The organism is Bradyrhizobium tropiciagri (assembly GCF_001189845.1).
GTDB classification, from domain to species: domain Bacteria; phylum Pseudomonadota; class Alphaproteobacteria; order Rhizobiales; family Xanthobacteraceae; genus Bradyrhizobium; species Bradyrhizobium tropiciagri.
In genome coordinates this window covers 25,532-41,110 of sequence record NZ_LFLZ01000048.1, presented here as the reverse complement: position 1 = coordinate 41,110, position 15,579 = coordinate 25,532, and the positions used below count along the sequence as shown (strand labels likewise).

Genomic DNA, 15,579 nt, shown 5'->3' with positions numbered 1-15,579 from the left:
AATGAAAATCGAGACCGGTATGGAAAACAATACCACGGATATTTGTGACGGCGGTGACTGCGACAGCTGCCCCACCGACCCGACTTTGCTGATCGACTCCAAGCAGGCGATCCACACGCTCAGCGGCAAGTGGAAGGTCGAGATCCTGTTCGCGCTGATGCATGGCGGCATGCGGTTCGGCGCACTGCGCCGCGCGCTCGCGCCGATCACCCAGCACATGCTGACCGCGCAACTGCGCGAGCTCGAGCGCGACGGCTTGGTGGCGCGCAAGGTGCTCGCCGAGAAGCCGCTGCAGGTCGAATACGAGCTGACGGATTCGGCCTGGGGCCTGACGCCGGCGTTCCGCGAATTGCTGGCGTGGTCGAAGACCTACGGCCCGCGCCGTAGCACGCCGGCAAGCGAGACGACAGTCGGAGCCGGACTGGCGTAGATGTTGCCGAAGTATCGCCGCATCGACGCTGTGCCCCTCTCCCGCTTGCGGGGGAGGGTTGGGGTGGGGATGCCTCCACGACGAAGACTATTCGTGTGGAGAGAGCCCCCACCCGGATCACATCTAACGATGTGATCCGGCCTCCCCCGCAAGCGGGAGAGGCGAAGTAAGTATGCAGCGCGGCGGCGTCAGTTCATGCCGAGCGCCTGCCGGATCGCGATCTCGACCGGCGAGTACGCACCATCGTCACGCGCGAGCCGATACGGCTCGCCGGCTGGGCCATGAAGCGCGGCCGCTTTCCCCGATGGATCTGCGCGGCATGCACCAGGAACGGATGGCACAGATAGACCGTGCCCGCCTCGCCCGTCGCGAGCGCGACCTCGCAGTCGGCGCCCATCTGCGCGAGGTTCATCCGCGCGCGTCCGGCGATTTGCCGCGTCGCTCGGCGCACGTGCGTCGTCTCGACTGATCATGATTGTCTCTCAAACTGTCGCCAGCCAACGATGGTCCGCGCTGCGCGGAACCTGACCGGCCCATTCGGTTCACCGGAACCCGGTCAAGCGGAGCTTGCCGGGCGATCAGCGCTTCCATGTGGAAGCGTGTTTCCCGTCGGAAACGGGATCAGCCCAGGAAGAAGACCGATGCGATGTTGAGAGTACGTGTCATCATGGCGGCGCGAACCTATAACCGGTGCGCGCCGGAATCAATCTGTGGTGGCCAGCCGCCACTATTCGTCGCGATAGACCTTCTCGCGCTTCTCGTGGCGTTCCTGCGCCTCCACCGACAGCGTTGCGATCGGGCGGGCTTCGAGCCGCTTCAGCGAGATCGGGTCACCGGTCTCTTCGCAATAGCCGTAGGTGTTGTCTTCGATGCGCTGGAGCGCCGCGTCGATCTTCGAGATCAGCTTGCGCTGACGGTCGCGGGCACGGAGTTCGATCGCGCGGTCGGTTTCCGAGGAAGCTCGGTCCGCGAGGTCGGGGTGATTGACGTTCTCTTCCTGCAACGTCTGCAGCGTGACCTTCGATTCGCGGAGGATCTCATCCTTCCAGGCCAGCAGCTTGGCGCGGAAATAATCGCGCTGCCGCTCATTCATGAAAGGCTCTTTTTCAGTCGGCCGGTAGTTCTTCAGCTTTTCCAAAGGCAGCCATGTCCCTGTCAGGCGGAGGGAACAGGACCCCTCCGCGCGGCGCCTTATATAGCCACGTCATGTGACAGACAATATCTGCCACCGCGAAAGGCGGGCTGCCCCCAAGGCCTTGCACAGGCAAACTTATCCGCCCTGCCCGGGGGCCGCCCCGCCCCCCTCAATAGCCGACCGTGAAACGCTGTCGGATATGGGCCGGGCGCTCGATTTCGTCGGCGAGTGCAACCGCGAAATCCTCGAACGAGATCGAGCTTTTCCCGTCGCAGCGGTCAAAAGCTGGTCGGTCCCGAGCCGGAACTTGCCGGTCCGCTCGCCGGCCACGAACAGCGCCGAGGGTGACAAAAAGGTCCAGTTCAGCTCCTTTTCCTGGCGCAGCAGGTCAAGGAATTCGGCCCCCTTCGAGGCCTCGGCCTTGTACTGGGGCGGAAAGTTCGGCGTCGTCACCAGGCGGACGCCCGGGGCCACTTCGAGGCTGCCGGCGCCGCCGACCACGAGATAGCGGCCGACCCCGGAGGCTTGGCCGCCCCGATCAGCTTGAGCGGGTCGCTGACGGAGAAATGGACGGAACTGATCGCGGCGTCGTGGCCGGCCCACAGCGCGGCGAGGCCCGCCTGGTCGTTCACGTCCCCTTTCTTGGCGGTGACATCCGGCAGGGTTGCGATCTTCTCCGGGTTGCGGGCGATGGCGGTGACGGCATGGCCGCGGCGAGCCAGTTCCGCGGTCAGGCGCGAGCCGGCCTGGCCGGACGCACCGGCGATGGCGATCTTCATCTCAAGTCTCCGATTGATAGTTTCCAATGGTGACTAGATAGCCAAATGGATGTAAGTGTGAAGAAGGCACTCTTGTCTCACCTGATTACGCCGGAGTAACCCGATGAAAGCCGCCAGCCTGAAGCCGGACGCCTATGCCGCCAATTGCCCGACGCGCCAGATCCTCGACCGGGTCGGCGACAAATGGGCGGTGCTGATCCTGCTGCTGCTGCGCAACGAGCCGATGCGCTTCAACCAACTCCGCCGCGCCATCGAAGGCATCTCGCAGAAGATGCTCTCGCAGGTGTTGAAGAGCCTGGAGCGCGACGGGCTGCTGCGCCGCCGGGCGATCGCAACCGTCCCGGTCACCGTGGAGTATTCGATCACGCCGCTCGGCTCGACGCTCGCCGAGGCGGTCGATCCGCTGCGCGACTGGGCCGAGCAGAATCTGAAGGAGGTGCTGGCGGCGCAGCGCCGCTACGACGCGCAGCGCAAGGCGCTGGCGGCGTGACACGGATTACTTGATCGAGAGAAGAGCCTAGTACTGCCCGGCCTTGGCGAGCTCGACTTCGACGCGCAGTTCGATCTCGCCGAGCACGGCATCGAGGCCGGGATCGCCGGAGGATTCCTTCAGACTCGCCGCAGCATCGCGCAGCCGGTTCACGGTGGAGGGATCGAAATTGCCGGACAGCAGTCCGAGCTTGAGCGCGTCGAGCACGTCGAGTGCGCCCTTGCCGCGGGCCACCGAGCGCTTGCGGCGTTCGGTCGGGTCCTCGACGCCTTGCAGCGCGAGCAGTGCATCGAGGCTGGCGGCGGCCTTCGGCGCAGCGGTGGAGCGAACCTCCTCCTGCGCGGTCGTTGCATCCGGCAGCGAGAAGCCGCTCGACGAGGTGCGCCGCGTGGAGCTGGTGGACGTGCCAAGCGTGGTGCCGTTCGGTCCGTAGATGCGCATCGCCATGATCCCGCAGGCCTGATGCCGCGAGCATCGCCGTTTTATGGTTAACGATGCGTAAACGACCCGGCAATTTCTGCCGCCGCACGGCAGTTTCGCGCTCCCTGGCCAACCCCAGCCAAACGGGGGCCAGACAATTTCGATAAACATATCAGTATATTGCCCCAATGACACAAAGTGGCACGCAGCTCGCATGGTTAATGGCGGATCGCCGTCATGGGAGTGTCGCGTGATCCGCCAGTGAGTTTGAGGGGAGCATCGGGATGCCCGGCATCCGCATCGTAAGCTTATTCGGGTTGGCCTGCGCCGCGCTGCTGGCGCTGGCGGCTTCCGCCACGCCCGCGGCCGCGACGTCGCGGATCAAGGATCTCGCCAACATCGAGGGCGTGCGGCAGAACCAGTTGATCGGCTATGGCCTCGTGGTCGGCCTCAACGGCACCGGCGACACGCTCAACAACATCCCCTTCACCAAGCAATCGCTGCAAGCAATGCTCGAGCGCATGGGCGTCAACATCCGCGGCGCCACCATCCGCACCGGTAACGTCGCCGCCGTGATGGTCACCGGCAATCTGCCGGCATTCGGCACCCAGGGCACGCGCATGGACGTCACCGTGTCCGCGCTCGGCGACGCCAAGAACCTGCAGGGCGGCACCCTGCTCGTCACCCCCCTGCTCGGCGCGGATGGCAATGTCTACGCGGTGGCACAGGGATCGGTTGCGGTCGCCGGCTTCGCGGCCGAAGGCGCCGCTGCCAGCGTCGTCCGTGGCGTGCCGACCGTTGGCCGCATTGCCAACGGCGCCATCATCGAGCGTGAGATCGAGTTCGCGCTCAATCGCCTGCCCAACGTGCGGCTCGCGCTGCGCAACGCCGATTTCACCACCGCGAAGCGCATCGCAGCCGCGGTCAACGACTACCTCGGGGTCAAAACCGCCGAACCACTCGATCCTTCCACCGTGCAGCTCTCGATCCCGCCGGAGTTCAAGGGCAACGTCGTCGCGTTCCTGACTGAGATCGAGCAGTTGCAGGTCGACCCCGATCTCGTGGCGAAGATCGTGATCGACGAGCGCTCCGGCATCATCGTGATGGGCCGCGACGTTCGCGTCGCCACCGTCGCGGTGGCGCAAGGCAACCTCACCGTCACGATCTCGGAGAGCCCACAGGTCAGCCAGCCAAATCCGCTGTCGCGCGGCCGAACGGTCGTGACACCGCGCACCAGCGTCGGCGTCAGCGAGGACGGCAAGAAATTTGCGCTCGTCAGAAACGGCGTTTCGCTGCAGCAGCTCGTCGATGGCCTCAACGGCCTCGGCATCGGACCGCGCGATCTCATCAGCATCCTGCAGGCGATCAAGGCCGCTGGCGGGATCGAAGCCGACATCGAGGTGATGTGATGGCGAGCCTGATCAACAGCACCACCGGCAGCATGCCGAACAAGGCGATGATGCCGACGTTCAACGGCCGCCCCGATCCGGTGCTGCAGGACGCGATGAAGAAGGTCACGCCGCAGCAGATCACCAAGGCGAAGGCGACCGCGACCGATTTCGAATCGATGTTCCTCAACACGATGTTCTCGCAGATGACGACCGGCCTGAAGGGCGACGGTCCCTACGGCGACACGGTCGGCACCGGGCCGTGGCGCTCGATGCTGACCGACGAGTATTCGAAGAATTTCGCCAAGTCCGGCGGCGTCGGCATTTCCAACGAAGTGTTCCGCTCGCTGATCCTGCAGCAGGCGAACAAGAGCTAAGGAGCAGCGCGATGAACCAGCGTCCACAGCAGCCGCGGCCAGCCTCCGCCCCCGCCGCGCGGGGTACGACGTCGACGCCTCCCGACGTCGCGCGTCTTGCCAACGAGCTGACCGAGGTGATGAGCGCGCTGCTCGTCGTCGTCGAGCGGGAGACCGAGTTCGTTCGCGCCGGCAAGATCCGCGAGGGCATGCAGCTCGAGGCGCAGAAGTCGGAGCTGTCGCGGCGCTATATGCTCGCGGTGGAGCATCTGAAGTCGATGCAGAAGATGCTGTCGCAGACCGACCCCGAACTGCTGGCGACGCTGCGGCGTCATCACGAAACGTTCCGCGCGATGCTGCAGGTCAACCTGACGGTGCTCGCGACCGCGCATGCCGTCTCCGAAGGCATCGTGCGCGGCGTCAACGCCGAGGTGCAGCGCCGCAACATCCCGAACACCTACACCGCAAACGGACAGCGCGCCGCGCCAGGTCCGCGCAACATGACGCCGATCGCCGTCAGCCGCACGCTCTGACGCGCACAAGCCGACAATTTAGCTCAATTCGACGCGGCTCCGGCAGCGCGGCATTCAGCGTGTTCCCTAACACCCTATTGAGAGGTTCCCCGTAGAGTTGCGGTTCGTGAGGGGTTGGGATTTGACTCAAGCAAACTAGTGCCTGTGCACTACGAGGCTGCCATGAGTACAGATTTCAACATCAAGCCGGTGGGGGCACCGGTCGCAGCGCCGATGATCACTCCGGTGAGCGATACGGCGCAGAAGGCGGTGAAGACCGAATTGCCCACGAGCCAGAGCGTCACCGCTCCGGAGCCGAGCGTGCGCGTCACGATCGACCCCAACGCGGTCAATGCGTCCATTTCAAATCAGGCTCCATCGGTCACCGACCAGGTCATCATCGATCGCGACGCCCGCGCCGTGGTCTACCAGGTGGTCGACAATCGCACCAACCTGGTGGTGAGGCAGTTTCCGGAAGAAGCCGTATTGCGCCGCCGCGCCTATTTCCACGCGCTCGATCTCAGCAAGGACGCGCCGACGCGCGCGCGCGCAACCGACCGCCGCGCCTAGACGCCAGCGAACGATCCCTCACTTCTGGGTGGCGTAGGCCTTGTCGAGATAGGTCGATCCGGTGGCCGGATCGGTGACGACATTGGCGATCAGCGCCGTCCCCTGCTGCACCAGCGAGAACTTGGTATCGCCGATCCGGAACGCGCCGTCCTTGATCAGGACGTCCTGATATTTGTTGGTGCCGTCGCTCTGATAGTGGACCTTGGCGCGGAAGCCCTCGACGTTCGACACCGAGATGTTGAACGACTTGTTGTTGGCGTACTTGCCGCTCCAGCTGCCCTGATAGAGGTTCGGATCGACCGCCACATAGGGCGTCTTCGACGGCACCGTCAGGCCGGCAGCCTTGTAGTTGGCGGACAGGATGCTCAACACATCGGCCATGCCGAGAGCTCCGTTGTGACCCCGATCAGCCGCGGCCCGAGAGGCCGGCGGCGATGTTGCAGTTGATGTCGATCAGCGACTTCAGCTTCGCCGGGTCCGGATTCATCTGGATGTCGATGGTCTGCTTCATCACGAACACGCTGATGTTAGCAATGTTCTGACGCACCTCGAGCGGCTGCGGATTGTCGTCGCCCTCTGCCGCGCTGAGGAAGATCGACCACAACCGGCGATTGAACAGCAACGCATGATCGAGCGCCTTGTCGAGGCCGTTCCAGTTCGCCTGGACTTCCTGCAGCTGCCGCGCGGCCTTCAAGAGCGCCTGCGCTTCGATTTCACGGGGGGACGCCGTCGTCGTTGAGGTACGAGCGTAGGCCTGGGCTGCATTCGACATTAATGACCTCGATGGGATGCGGATTTCTCGAGCCGCGGAGACGCAATTCTAGCGCTCGATATTTATGCATCCGGCGCCTTTAAATATGGTTAGCGGGCGTTACCAAATGCGCCGTTCTTACGGCATCGACAGATACCGTAATATCCCGGAGATAAACGAGAAACGGCGGGGTTGCCCCCGCCGTTCCTGAACCAGGTTTTGGCTCGCTTAGCGCAGCAGCTGCAGCACGCTCTGCTGGCTCTGGTTGGCGAGCGCGAGCGCCGAGACAGCGATCGACTGGCGGGTCGACAGCGCCTGGCTGTTGGCCGCTTCCTCGTTGGTATCGGCCAGCGTCAGGTTCGACGAACCGGTCTGCAGCACGTTGATCAGGTTCTTCGAGAAGTCCTGACGGATCTGCACGATCGAGAGGTTCGAACCCAGCGTCGAGGCTTCGCTGCGCAGCGAGGAGCTCGCCGAGCTCAACGACGAGATGACGCTGTTCGCCGAGTTGTTGTCGAGGAAGTCGGTGCCCGCGGTCAGCGATTTCAGGCCGAGCTGCGGCATCGAACTTGACGCCGGTGATGCTGAGCGTGGACTTGCCGGTCTCGTTGAAGGTCAATTTCAGGCTGTCGCCGCTCAACAGGTTGATGCCGTTGAACGACGAATCCTGCGCCGTGGTCGTGATCTGCGAGATGGTGTTGTTGTACTGCTGCACCAGGGCCGCACGCGCCGACTGCGAGGCCGTGTCGGCAACCGGAGCCGTGCCGGCTGCGCTGAACGTCGCGGTGCCGCCGCCGGTGTTGGTGAAGGTCACCGCACCGATCGTCGAGGACGCCGCGTCATTGGTCGTGGTGATGACGAGCTTGTTGGAGCTGTCGAGCTCGCCGTCAGGTTGCTGGCCGACAGCGCCGTGTTCAGCTGCGCCAGCGACGAGCTGGCCCCGAAGGTGAAGGAGAAGGCGGGCTGACCGGCCGAGGCCGCGATCGCCAGCACGTCGCCGCTCTTGATCGTGGTGCCGTCGACGAGGTTGGCGGACGTGCCGCCGAGCGCCGCGGTCGAGGTGACCGACGACCTGGTGGTGTAGCCCGTCGGGCTCTGCAGCACCTGGTTGGCAATCGACTTCGCGGTATCGACCAGCTTCTGCAGCGAGGTGATGCCGGTGTTGGCAGCCTGCAGCACCTGCACACCGTTGCCGATGCCGTCGAGCAGGTTGTTGATGTCGCTGGCGCGGTTGTCGAGCGACTGGGCGGTGAAGAAGTTGGTCGGGTTGTCGAGCGCCGTATTGACCTTCTTGCCGGTGGCAAGGCGGTTCTGCGTGGTGGAGAGCAGATCGGCGGTGGACTGGAGGGAGAGGAGGTTCTGGCGAACGGAGGACGAGAGAATGATACCGGACATTTTCATACCTTTCTGGTGTGAAACTGAGGACAAAACCGCGTCAGTCCTTTCTGACCGCGCGGATGGCCCATCCTGCGTTCGCGCCCGCGAAGGAAATAGGAATCTCCAGAACGGCACTTGATTCAAATGCCGAAGAATAAAATTGTCGCCATAGGGCGAAGTTCGCCACGAAAACTACTGAGACGATTGCCGATTCCGGCCGAACGCCGACGCCTGCGCCGGCCCGTCATTCACCAAGCGTTAACCGTCATGGGAAAGGATCGCTGTCGTATCGGCCCCGGGCCGCAACGGCGGCTGCTAAGCAGTGCCGAGCACAACTTCGTTCCGCTAGCGACGACATCGCGCGACTGCCCGGCAAAGGAGAACGGTCATGGCCCTGAAGGTCGAACTCAAACCGAACGAGCGCATCATCGTCGGCAGCTGCGTGATCACCAACACCGATCAGCGTGCTCGCCTCCTGATCGACGGCGACCGCATCCCGATCCTGCGCGAGAAGGATATCCTGACGCCGGAGACCGCCGACACGCCGGCGAAGCTGATCTATCTCGCCGTGCAGCTGATGTATCTGTCGCCGGATCCGATGGCGCACCACCCGACCTATTTCAGCCTGGTGCGCGACATCATCACCGCAATGCCGAGCGCCTGGCCCTTCATCGAGAGCGTCAACAATTTCATCCTCAACGGCGACCTGTATCACGCGTTGAAGGAATCCAAGAAGCTGATCGCGCATGAGGAGAAGCTGCTCGAGAGCGCGCGCGGTCAGCAGAAGACCAATCAGGACGATGCCCGCAAGAGCGCGTAGAGCTCCTCGTCTTGACGCGTTTTCTTCACGCGAACCGGCGTCCACCTCGCTTGAAAACGCTCTAGCCTTCGCCTGAACGAAAAAGGCCTCCGCGAGGAGGCCTTTTTGCTGGCTGGAGATGGGTGGCGGGCAATCAGCTGATCGGCAGATATTTCAGCAGCGTGGTCTGATACAGCATCGACGTGGTCTGATACGACGCCTGCAGACTGGTCTGCAGCGCCAGGATCTTGGTTGCGACCTCGTCCTGATTGACGCCCTCGACCGAGTCCAGCATCGTTTCCGCCATGCTCTTGAGCTGGGTCTGGCGATCGGTCGCCGCCTTGGTCGCCGTCTGCGCGCCGGCGAACTCGGCCTGCACGTCCTGGATCTGCTGCTGGCCGTTCTGCGGCGCGAGGTTCGCGCCGACGCGCTGTGCCAATGCCGTCACCTGCGCGCTTGCATTCGGATTGCTGGCGTTGGTGGTGACCGCCGCATAGACCGCGACGTTCTGCAACAAGTAGCGGAACGCCTGCTCGTTGGCGCGCGCGCCGTATTGCACGGTGATCGACTGATCGACCTGCGCGACGGCGGTGCCGCGCGCCGATCCCGGGCCGTTTTCGCCGGTGTACCAGTACACTGTGTTGGCGGGGGTGCCCGCGACCAGGCTGGTCGCCGTGTTGAACGGCGGTCCCCCGACCCTGAGCGGCGCCGGGGTCGCAGTCGTGTTGTTGGCGATGCCGAGCGCGCCGAGTGCCGCCGTGTTGGAGCTCGAGATCGAGAGGCTCGCGCCGTCGGCGCCATGCAGGGTGACCACACCATTGCTGATGGTCGACGGATTCTTGGTGCCGCTGATCTGGTCGATCTTCGCCATCAGCGTCTGCACGCTGTCGGTGACATTGACCTGGTTGCCGGTGGCACCGGAAGCGACGAAGGTGATCGGGGTCCCGTTCACCGTGATGGTGTCACCGGCTGCGAAGCTGGTCGACAGCGAGTCGGTGCCGGCTGTCCCCGAAAGCGCCGTGGCACCTGAGATCGGCGCCGGCGGCGTGTTCTGGTTGTTGACGGCCGCGCCCGAGACGGTCGCGACCGGATTGAAGAAGTTGTTCGACGCGGCGACCGCGGAAGCTGCGACCAGCGACGTGTCGCTCAAGGTCTTGATCGACGAGGTCAGCGTCGACTGCAAATTGGCCGTCGTCGCCGTGGTGTCGGCGCCGATCAAAAACGAGCCGGCCGGCGGCGGGTTGGTCGTCGTCGCCGTCAGCTCGATCGCCTCGGTGGTGCCGTCGGGCAGCGTGAAGTTGAACTTGATCTTGTCGCCATCCTTCGGATTGACGGCGCCGAGATCGACCGATTCCGACTTCGGGGTGCCGGTCGGCTGGGTCACGGTGGCGCCGGTCAATGACGACTGCACCGACAGCAGCTTCAGGCCGAACGGCGAGCCGTCCTCGGCGATGCTCGTCACCGTCGTGGTCGCCGGCGGCGACGAGACGCTCAGGCGCCCCATCATGCTGGCGCCCTGATCGGCCTGCTTGCGCTCATTGATGAGCTGGGTGAGGCCGGCCTGGGTTGCCGTGCCCTTCAGCATCGTGTCGGCGGACACCGTGGCCGGCGTATCCATGGCACGGCCGGAGAACAGGTAACGGTCGCCCGACTGGCTGTTCAGCATCGCAACCGCGTTGGCGAACGCGGCCTGCGCCGTGATTTGGCCCGAGGTCTGGCCGCTGTCGTTGAGCGTCAACGTCGCGGTCGTCGACGCGTTCTTCACCTGGGTGCCGACGTCGGACAGACCTTGCAGACTGAGGTTGGCGACGTTCAGGCGGGTGTTGAGATTGGTGGCGGTGTCGGAGAACGCATTGATGCTGCTGATCTGCGCACGCAGGCTGAGCGCGAAGCCGCGATCGAGCCCCTGCCCCGCATAGGTCGTCGACACCTTGCCCGTCGCAAGCTGCGTCGTCAGGTCATTAAGCTGACTGCGCAGGTTGAGGATCGTGGTGCCGATATAGGAAGTTCTGCCGCTTACGCCGTCGATCGACATGTTACCCTCACGTGAGCTGCAGCAGCGCGTCGTACATCTGCTTGATCGACGACATCACGCGCGCATTGGCCGAATAGGCGTTCTGGAGCGAGAGCAGATGCGCCATCTCCTCGTCCATGTTGACGCCGGAGGTCGAGTCCATCTTGGTCTGCAGCGTGTTCAGCACGACGTCCTGACCATCGGCCAGTTGCTTGGCCGCCGTCGCCGATTCGCCCTGCTGGCTGATGAACTGCTTGGCAAAGTTCAGCAGCGTGCCGGTGAACGGCGCGCCTGATGTGCCGAGGCCGGTCTGCGGCGAATAGCTGAACGAGGCGCTCGACAGCTGGTTCAGAACGAGGTTGGCGCGCGTGGTGTCGCCGGCCGGGGTCTGCGGATTGGTCGAATACACCACCATGCGCGAGGGATCGCCGACCAGCGCCGTGTTGACGCTGATGCGCGCGGCAAGGCCGGTCGACTGTGAGCCGTTCGCGGTGATCGCGCCGGTGTAGAGCCCGCCATTGTCGGTGAACAGTGGAAGTTGCGGATCGCCCGAGGTCAGCGACGAGACGGTTGTCGTGACCGAGGCTGCGGTCACGTCGGCCTTGTTGGCGGCGCCGTCGTCGAGCACCCGCAGCGTCGACCCGGACGGATTGGAGAACTGCAACCCCCTTCCGCCGAGCGCGCCGTTGAGCTGCGACAATACCGAGCTCATGCCGCCGGAGAAATCGACCCCCAGCACCTCGTCGTTCGGATCGACGGTTGCGGTATTGCTCAGCGGCAGCACGCTCGGATCGTCGACGCGGATGATCGACAGATTGTGCGTGAGGCCGGTGGTGTTGTCCTTGTAGGAGACGTGGATGGTGTTGCCGCTCTGCAGCCCCGAGAGATCGAGGTCGAAGCCGGACTGTGCCCCCGCCGTCGCCGCCGTGCCCGCCGTCGTCTTGTCCGACACTGCGCTCGACATCGCGGCGGCGAACTGGTCGATCTGCGCCTGGGCCTGCACCAGCGTCTTGTCCCGCAGCTCGAGATAGGCGGCGATCTTGCCCGATCGGATCGAGTTGGTGGACACCATGTCATAGGTGCCGCCATGCGGGAACGTGATGGTGATGGTGCCGACGGTGCTCTTGGTCGGATCGGAGTTGTACTGCGTGTTGGGCGTCATCGTGCCCTGGGCGTTGAAGCTGAGCGTCGCAGCCTCGGTGCCGACCAGCTGCACGCCGGAATTGGTAAACACCGTCACCTGGTTCTGGCTGTTGGTGACGGTGCGGATGTCCATCAGCTGCGAAAGCTGCGTGACGTAGCGGTCGCGCTGGTCGAGCAATGCCGCGGTCGACGCATCGGTCGTGCCGGCATTGGCCGCGAGCTGGACATTGAGGCGCGCGATCTGCTGCATCGCATTGTTGGCGGTGTTGACGGAATCGCTGATACCGGCCTCGGCATTGGCGCGCAGCGTCTGGATTCCCTGCGAGGTCGCGTTGAGCTGCTGCGCCATGGATTGCGCGGCATTGACGACGCCGATGCGGGCCGACTGCGAGTCCGGGCTGGTCGACAGTCCCTGCAGCGCGGTCAGGAACTTGTTGTAGGCGTCCTCGATCGTGCCGGTGGAGTCGGGATTGCCGTAGACGCCCTGTAGATTGGCAAGGAAGCTCGAGCGAACGTCGGCATACGACGCGCCCGACGTCTCGGTGCGAAGTTGAGTCTGCAGGAATTCGTCGAGCTGTCGGTTGACGCCGGTGATCAGAACGCTCGACCCGAACTGGCCGGTGGTGCCGGTATCCTGGTTCAGCGTCTTCCTGACGTAGCCGGGCGTCTCCGCGTTGGCGACGTTCGACGACACGAGCGAGAGCGAGGCCTGCGTGGCGCGCAGGCCCGACATCGCGGTGGAGAGGGCTTGGCTCAAACCCATGCTGTGTACTCGCCTTTACTGCTTCACACGTGCATCGTCGATGCGATCAGCGCACCACGTTCAGGAGGTCCTGCACCATCGAGTTGGTCGTCGTGATCACCTTGGTGTTGGCCGAATAGGCCTGCTGGGTCACGATCAGCTTGGTGAACTCGTCGGCGATATCGGTGTTCGAGCTCTCGAGCGACGAACCGACGATGGTGCCGGCCTTGCCGAACAGCGCCGCGCCGGACTCGTCGGTCGCCTCGAACGCACCGCCGTCGATGCGCTTGAGGAAGTTGGTGCCGTTGAAGGTCGCCACCGAGATTTCGGCGAGGTCGATGTTGCGGCCGTTGGTGTAGTTGCCGACGATGCGGCCGTTGGTCGAGACGCTGACCGATTGCAGCTGGCCGGCCGGGAAGCCGTCCTGCTGGATCTGGTTGACCTGGACGTTGCCGTTGGCATCCGCGAACTGGGTCACGCCGCCGGAGCCGAAATTGATCACGGGGTTGCCGAGCGACACGCCGTTGACGACGGCATTGTTGAGCGTGACCGACGAGATCGCCGGCGACATCTGGCCGTTCGCGGCGAAGGTGAAGTTGACGTTCACGTTCTGCCAGGAGACCTGCGTGCCGGTGGCGTTCGGATTGACCTGATAGAACAGGTTCCAGGTATCGGTATGTCCGGCGCCCAGCGAGGAGCTGTCGGACTTGGCCCAGCGGAATTGCAGATTCACCGGCGCACCCGACACGTCATAGGCCGTGACCGCGCCGCCGGAGACGGATTCGTTCAGGAAGGTCGAGTTGTCGTTGCCGACGACCTGACCGGTGCCGACCGTGCCGCCGCCGCCGCGGGTCGCAACCGCCGAGCCGGTGAAGCCGAGCGCCGCAAGGGCCGTCGAGTTCGAGCTCGTCACGTTGAGGTCCGACGCGGTGCCGGAGTGCAGGGTGATCTTGCCGCCGCTGATCGTCGACGGCGTTGCGGTACCGGTGATCGCGTCGATCTTGGCGAGCAGCGTTCCGATGCTGTCGGTGACGTTGAGCTGGTTGCCGGTCGCGCCCGAAGCCACGAAGGTGATGACGGTGCCGTTCACCGTGATCGTATCGGCGGGCACGACGGGCGGGCCGGCCGAGCCGGCGCTGAAGCTGGCGTTGATCGAGTCGCTGCCGGCGGCGCCCGACAGCAAGGTCGCGGCGGTGTTGGCCACCGACGGCGTCGCCTTGTTGTTCTGCGCGGTGCCGGTGACCGATGAATCGGTATAGGGCGCGGCCGGCGTGCCCAGCACCAGCGGGTTATGTCCGGCGCTGAACGCGCCCGGCCGGATCAGCTCGGAGCCCGGAACCGAGGTGTCGTGCGCGGTGGTCAGGGGGTAGGACGCAAGGTTGGCGCGATAGTCGATCTTGGTGGTTTGCTGCGCCGGCAGGAAGTCGTTCTTGAAGCGCAGCGTTTGCGGCGAGGAGCCAGAGGGGTTGCCGGTGGTCGGGTCGATTGGCACGCCCTCGAGATAATAGCCGGCGCCGTTGACGAGATAACCATCCTTGTTGAGCTGAAAATCGCCGCGGCGGGTGTAGCGGTCGACGCCGTCGAACACCGGCGAGCCGTCGGTGAAGCTGCCGGGCTTTTGCACCGCAAAGAAGCCGTTGCCGTTGATCGCCATGAAGGTCGCGACCGACGCCGACTGCACGTCGCCCTGCACCGAGTTGGTCGAGCGCGACTGCGCGGTGACGCCGCCGGCGAGCTGCGCGGTCAGCGCGGTCTGCGGAACGAGGTCGAGAAAGGAGGTATCGATGCGCTTGAAGGCCGTGGTCTGCGAGTTGGCGATGTTGCCGGAGATGTTCTCGAGCGCGTACGAGCCTGCGCGCAAGCCACCGACCGCCGTCGTAAGTGCGCCGAAGATACCCATGACATGTTCTCCAATTCGATTCCCGGCGGCTGGCAATCAGCAGATGGCCGCATCGGCGGAGCATGTCGCAAAGGTCGTGCCAGGAAACGAATCGTAACAAAATCATGCGCTTGAAAAAAAAGCCCCGGCCGTTTAACCGGGGCACAATTGCCGGGCAGGCAACAATTGCCGGGGACCGAGCGCAGTTCTGAACTGCGCTCCCTCTTTTGTTTTGACGCGTTTTCTTGACGCGAACCGGTACCCACTTCGCTTGAAAACGCTATGGGCGCCGTCAGGTCGCCGAGGGCGCCGCCGGATGAAACACCAGCGCAAAACCGTCCATGCAATAGCGCAGCCCGGTCGGCTTCGGGCCGTCGTCGAAGACGTGGCCGAGATGGCCGCCGCAGCGGCGGCAATGCACCTCGGTGCGCAGCATGCCGAAGGTCCGGTCCGACGTGGTGCCGACCGCGTTATCCAGCGGCTTGTAGAAGCTCGGCCAGCCGGTGCCGCTCTCATACTTGGTCTCGGACGAGAACAGCGGCAGGTCGCAGCCGGCGCAGGCGAAGGTGCCCTTGCGGTGCTCCTTGAGCAGCGGGCTCGATCCCGGCCGCTCGGTGCCCTGGTTGCGCAGGATCTCGTATTGCTGCGGCGTCAGCTGCGCCTTCCATTCGGCGTCGGTCTTCTCGATCTCGAACTTCTCGGCGGCCTGCGCCGGCGAGGCGCGCAGCCAGCGGAAGGCAGCGAAGCTCAGCAGGCTGGCGACGGAAGCAAGCAGGATGCGGCGATCGATCATC

At 64.3% G+C, this 15,579-nt stretch carries 15 protein-coding genes and 3 pseudogenes; 7 read left to right on the top strand and 11 right to left on the bottom strand.

The features are described from left to right. Window position 1 precedes the first annotated feature (1 nt). Window positions 2–430 (top strand): winged helix-turn-helix transcriptional regulator, encoded by a 429-nt coding sequence (locus tag AKN84_RS30180; RefSeq protein ID WP_128971277.1) that lies wholly within the window; start codon window positions 2–4, stop codon window positions 428–430. Between the two features lie 188 nt (window positions 431–618). Here AKN84_RS30180 and AKN84_RS30175 read toward each other — a convergent pair. The 3 genes and pseudogenes from AKN84_RS30175 to AKN84_RS30165 all read right to left on the bottom strand — a co-directional run. Continuing rightward, window positions 619–809 (bottom strand): annotated as a pseudogene (locus AKN84_RS30175) (phytanoyl-CoA dioxygenase); the annotation flags it as partial. 348 nt (window positions 810–1,157) lie between these two features. Further along, window positions 1,158–1,523 (bottom strand): RNA polymerase-binding protein DksA, encoded by a 366-nt coding sequence (gene dksA / locus AKN84_RS30170; protein ID WP_021077973.1) that lies wholly within the window; start codon window positions 1,521–1,523, stop codon window positions 1,158–1,160. 211 nt (window positions 1,524–1,734) lie between these two features. After that, a pseudogene (locus tag AKN84_RS30165) lies at window positions 1,735–2,344 on the bottom strand (NAD(P)-dependent oxidoreductase). Between the two features lie 103 nt (window positions 2,345–2,447). Here AKN84_RS30165 and AKN84_RS30160 point away from each other — a divergent pair. Beyond that, the gene (locus AKN84_RS30160; protein WP_050424145.1) at window positions 2,448–2,834 is read left to right on the top strand and encodes a winged helix-turn-helix transcriptional regulator; all 387 of its coding nucleotides are present in this window, start codon (window positions 2,448–2,450) and stop codon (window positions 2,832–2,834) included. Between the two features lie 27 nt (window positions 2,835–2,861). Here AKN84_RS30160 and AKN84_RS30155 read toward each other — a convergent pair whose 3' ends face one another. Next, complete coding sequence (locus AKN84_RS30155) at window positions 2,862–3,275, bottom strand: flagellar assembly protein FliX (RefSeq protein ID WP_050424178.1); 414 nt, start codon at window positions 3,273–3,275, stop codon at window positions 2,862–2,864. Between the two features lie 263 nt (window positions 3,276–3,538). On the opposite strand from AKN84_RS30155, the gene AKN84_RS30150 reads away from it, so the two are divergent. The 4 genes from AKN84_RS30150 to AKN84_RS30135 all read left to right on the top strand — a co-directional run bounded on the left by AKN84_RS30150 (window position 3,539) and on the right by AKN84_RS30135 (window position 6,080). Continuing rightward, window positions 3,539–4,663: a flagellar basal body P-ring protein FlgI gene (locus tag AKN84_RS30150; RefSeq protein ID WP_050424144.1), complete on the top strand. Its 1,125-nt coding sequence runs from the start codon at window positions 3,539–3,541 to the stop codon at window positions 4,661–4,663. Next, a complete protein-coding gene (flgJ, locus tag AKN84_RS30145) occupies window positions 4,663–5,019 on the top strand; it encodes a flagellar assembly peptidoglycan hydrolase FlgJ (RefSeq protein WP_128971276.1) in 357 nt (118 codons plus the stop codon). Before AKN84_RS30150 ends, flgJ begins: the two co-directional genes overlap by 1 nt. Before the next feature lie 11 nt (window positions 5,020–5,030). Beyond that, entirely contained in the window at window positions 5,031–5,531 is a 501-nt protein-coding gene (locus AKN84_RS30140) for a hypothetical protein (protein ID WP_050424143.1), read from the top strand. Between the two features lie 162 nt (window positions 5,532–5,693). Continuing rightward, window positions 5,694–6,080, top strand: a complete 387-nt coding sequence (locus tag AKN84_RS30135; RefSeq protein WP_167351882.1) for a hypothetical protein — start codon at window positions 5,694–5,696, stop codon at window positions 6,078–6,080. Window positions 6,081–6,098: 18 nt separating this feature from the next. Here AKN84_RS30135 and AKN84_RS30130 read toward each other — a convergent pair whose 3' ends face one another. The 3 genes and pseudogenes from AKN84_RS30130 to AKN84_RS30120 all read right to left on the bottom strand — a co-directional run bounded on the left by AKN84_RS30130 (window position 6,099) and on the right by AKN84_RS30120 (window position 8,226). Then, complete coding sequence (locus tag AKN84_RS30130; RefSeq protein WP_050424141.1) at window positions 6,099–6,461, bottom strand: hypothetical protein; 363 nt, start codon at window positions 6,459–6,461, stop codon at window positions 6,099–6,101. Window positions 6,462–6,486: 25 nt separating this feature from the next. Then, window positions 6,487–6,852, bottom strand: a complete 366-nt coding sequence (flaF, locus tag AKN84_RS30125) for a flagellar biosynthesis regulator FlaF (protein ID WP_029085370.1) — start codon at window positions 6,850–6,852, stop codon at window positions 6,487–6,489. 207 nt (window positions 6,853–7,059) lie between these two features. Then, window positions 7,060–8,226: pseudogene (locus AKN84_RS30120) on the bottom strand (flagellin N-terminal helical domain-containing protein). Window positions 8,227–8,596: 370 nt separating this feature from the next. Between AKN84_RS30120 and flbT the strand changes: the two are divergent. Further along, window positions 8,597–9,028, top strand: coding sequence for a flagellar biosynthesis repressor FlbT (gene flbT, locus AKN84_RS30115; RefSeq protein WP_050424140.1), 432 nt, complete (start codon window positions 8,597–8,599; stop codon window positions 9,026–9,028). A 133-nt stretch (window positions 9,029–9,161) separates the two neighbouring features. Here the strand turns inward: flbT and AKN84_RS30110 are convergent, their stop codons facing one another. The 4 genes from AKN84_RS30110 to msrB all read right to left on the bottom strand — a co-directional run bounded on the left by AKN84_RS30110 (window position 9,162) and on the right by msrB (window position 15,578). Next, the gene (locus AKN84_RS30110; RefSeq protein ID WP_050424139.1) at window positions 9,162–11,042 is read right to left on the bottom strand and encodes a flagellar protein; all 1,881 of its coding nucleotides are present in this window, start codon (window positions 11,040–11,042) and stop codon (window positions 9,162–9,164) included. Window positions 11,043–11,049: 7 nt separating this feature from the next. Further along, window positions 11,050–12,927: a flagellar hook-associated protein FlgK gene (gene flgK / locus AKN84_RS30105; RefSeq protein WP_050424138.1), complete on the bottom strand. Its 1,878-nt coding sequence runs from the start codon at window positions 12,925–12,927 to the stop codon at window positions 11,050–11,052. Between the two features lie 46 nt (window positions 12,928–12,973). Beyond that, a complete protein-coding gene (locus tag AKN84_RS30100) occupies window positions 12,974–14,806 on the bottom strand; it encodes a flagellar hook-basal body complex protein (RefSeq protein WP_050424137.1) in 1,833 nt (610 codons plus the stop codon). A gap of 271 nt (window positions 14,807–15,077) precedes the next feature. Beyond that, on the bottom strand, window positions 15,078–15,578 hold the full coding sequence (gene msrB / locus AKN84_RS30095; RefSeq protein WP_050424136.1) for a peptide-methionine (R)-S-oxide reductase MsrB: 501 nt from the start codon (window positions 15,576–15,578) through the stop codon (window positions 15,078–15,080). Between the last annotated feature and the right edge of the window lies 1 nt (window position 15,579).

Excerpts from the sequence above, each read along its gene's own strand:
- AKN84_RS30130 (WP_050424141.1), bottom strand. The coding sequence starts at position 6,461 with ATGGCCGATGTGTTGAGCATCCTGTCCGCCAACTACAAGGCTGCCGGC.
- AKN84_RS30110 (WP_050424139.1), bottom strand. The coding sequence starts at position 11,042 with ATGTCGATCGACGGCGTAAGCGGCAGAACTTCCTATATCGGCACCACG.
- AKN84_RS30180 (WP_128971277.1), top strand. The coding sequence starts at position 2 with ATGAAAATCGAGACCGGTATGGAAAACAATACCACGGATATTTGTGAC.
- flgJ (WP_128971276.1), top strand. The coding sequence starts at position 4,663 with ATGGCGAGCCTGATCAACAGCACCACCGGCAGCATGCCGAACAAGGCG.
- flgK (WP_050424138.1), bottom strand. The coding sequence starts at position 12,927 with ATGGGTTTGAGCCAAGCCCTCTCCACCGCGATGTCGGGCCTGCGCGCC.
- flbT (WP_050424140.1), top strand. The coding sequence starts at position 8,597 with ATGGCCCTGAAGGTCGAACTCAAACCGAACGAGCGCATCATCGTCGGC.
- msrB (WP_050424136.1), bottom strand. The coding sequence starts at position 15,578 with ATGATCGATCGCCGCATCCTGCTTGCTTCCGTCGCCAGCCTGCTGAGC.
- AKN84_RS30135 (WP_167351882.1), top strand. The coding sequence starts at position 5,694 with ATGAGTACAGATTTCAACATCAAGCCGGTGGGGGCACCGGTCGCAGCG.
- AKN84_RS30160 (WP_050424145.1), top strand. The coding sequence starts at position 2,448 with ATGAAAGCCGCCAGCCTGAAGCCGGACGCCTATGCCGCCAATTGCCCG.
- AKN84_RS30140 (WP_050424143.1), top strand. The coding sequence starts at position 5,031 with ATGAACCAGCGTCCACAGCAGCCGCGGCCAGCCTCCGCCCCCGCCGCG.
- AKN84_RS30100 (WP_050424137.1), bottom strand. The coding sequence starts at position 14,806 with ATGGGTATCTTCGGCGCACTTACGACGGCGGTCGGTGGCTTGCGCGCA.
- dksA (WP_021077973.1), bottom strand. The coding sequence starts at position 1,523 with ATGAATGAGCGGCAGCGCGATTATTTCCGCGCCAAGCTGCTGGCCTGG.
- flaF (WP_029085370.1), bottom strand. The coding sequence starts at position 6,852 with ATGTCGAATGCAGCCCAGGCCTACGCTCGTACCTCAACGACGACGGCG.
- AKN84_RS30150 (WP_050424144.1), top strand. The coding sequence starts at position 3,539 with ATGCCCGGCATCCGCATCGTAAGCTTATTCGGGTTGGCCTGCGCCGCG.
- AKN84_RS30155 (WP_050424178.1), bottom strand. The coding sequence starts at position 3,275 with ATGCGCATCTACGGACCGAACGGCACCACGCTTGGCACGTCCACCAGC.